Here is a 2,008-nt window from a genome sequence, read left to right on the forward strand (position 1 = left end):
CCGTAATTTAAAATCTTCCCGCTCAATTTTTGTTTTAAACGCGCTTGCTGCTCGACTAGTTTTTCATATTGATTAGGCATGGAATTCCCCATCTCCTATGACTAATGATCTACGGACTTTTCCTTTAAAAACTCGGATACTTTTTTGGATAAGGACTTGATATTGTCATTAGCTAAATTAGCATAATTTAAATTGGCTTGACTGATGATTTGTTTACCTAGCCGTTGTTCAATCTTATTTTTTTGTCCTTAATTTTTTGATTAAGGGCTTTTAATTTAGCTTCTTGTTTTTCTAAGTTACTTTGAGACATAACGATCCCTCCAATCATATTAGAAATAATCACCGAACTATATCATATAGGAAACGTTAAGTCAAAGTATAAAATTTGAAATAGCGAAGCGGAAGGCATACACTAAATTAAAGTTAAGAGAATCAGAAGACCGAGTGAAACGAGGTAAATGCGCACTTACACCCCACTAAATTCTTGTGGGGTAAATCGTGATAAAATCCTGTATTAGAAGTCGCCGATGGCGACAACAAGGTCAAAACCCATAGAATCAAAGGAAGACGGTGACTGACATGGCAATATTCCACATGAGTTTTAGTAATATTAGTGCTGGTAAAGGACGAAGTGCGATTGCCAGTGCCGCTTATCGAAGTGGTGAAAAATTATTTGATGATCAAGAAGGTCGCCACTATTTATATGCTCGGTCAGTCATACCAGAGAGTTTTATTTTAACTCCTAAAAATGCACCAGCATGGGCCAGTGATCGAGAAAAATTATGGAACGAAGTAGAAAGAAAAGATCGGCGAGCAAATTCTCGGTATGCGAAAGAGTTTAACGTGGCTTTGCCAGTTGAACTAAGCGAAGATGAACAGAAAGAATTATTGACAAAATACGTACAAGAAAATTTTGTTGATCAAGGCATGGTAGCTGATGTAGCGATTCATCGCGACCACCAAGATAATCCGCACGCACATGTGATGTTAACTAACCGACCATTTAACCCAGACGGAACATGGGGAATCAAGAGTAAAAAGCAATATATTTTAGATGAGAATGGCAATAAAATGTATACCGGAACTAGCAAGTACCCTAAGAGTAGAAAGATACTGATGGTCGATTGGGATAAGAAAGAAAAATAATTGAATGGCGTCATAATTGGGCAGTTAGTGTCAATCAGGTTTTAGAGCAAAAAACATTCCTGATCGGATCAGTGAAAAATCATTTGTGGAACAGGGAATAGCTGACACACCAATGCAACACGAGGGAATCAATAGCAAACGGCATGAAAGAAAGGCATTTAATCAACAAGTTAAGAACTATCGTAAGTCCAAAGCTGGCTATAAAAATATGCAGGAGAAAGTAGTTAATCGAGGCCACTTGGATAGCCTAAGTAAACACTTCTCGTTTAACGAGAAAAAAGTGGTCAAAGAGTTAAGCCACGAACTGAAAACTTATATTAGTTTGGAAAGTTTAGATGATAAGCGGCGCATGCTATTTAATTGGAAAAATAGCACCTTAATTAAACATGCAGTTGGTGAAGATGTGACTAAAGAATTATTGACAATTAACCAACAAGAAAGCTCATTAAAAAAGGCAGATGAACTCTTAAATAAAGTGGTCGATCGTACTACGAAAAAACTTTATCCCGAGCTTAATTTTGAACAGACCACACAAGCTGAAAGACGAGAATTAATTAAGGAAACCGAAAGCGAGCAAACAGTTTTCAAAGGCAGTGAATTAAACGAACGTTTAATGAATATTCGTGATGATTTATCGATCCTACAATTATCTGCCTTTACCAAACGGCCATACGTTGGCTGGAAGTTATTAATGCAACAAGAAAAGGAAGTCAAAATCGAGCTTAAATATACGCTGATGATTCATGATGATAGCTTAGAAAGTCTAGATCACGTTGATCAAGGTCTACTAGAAAAGTATTCACCAACCGAGCAGCAAAAGATTACTCGCGCAGTCAAAGATTTGCGAACAATCATGGCTGTT

The 2,008-nt window shown here is 37.1% G+C and carries 2 pseudogenes; one reads left to right on the forward strand and one right to left on the reverse strand.

The window, feature by feature from the left end:
* Positions 1-101: 101 nt before the first annotated feature.
* A pseudogene (locus tag JCM17471_RS13015) lies at positions 102-310 on the reverse strand (hypothetical protein).
* A gap of 269 nt (positions 311-579) precedes the next feature.
* Here JCM17471_RS13015 and mobQ point away from each other — a divergent pair.
* Positions 580-2,008: pseudogene (mobQ, locus tag JCM17471_RS13020) on the forward strand (MobQ family relaxase); the annotation flags it as partial.

The organism is Lacticaseibacillus saniviri JCM 17471 = DSM 24301, from assembly GCF_001311785.1.
In the GTDB taxonomy this organism is placed as follows: domain Bacteria; phylum Bacillota; class Bacilli; order Lactobacillales; family Lactobacillaceae; genus Lacticaseibacillus; species Lacticaseibacillus saniviri.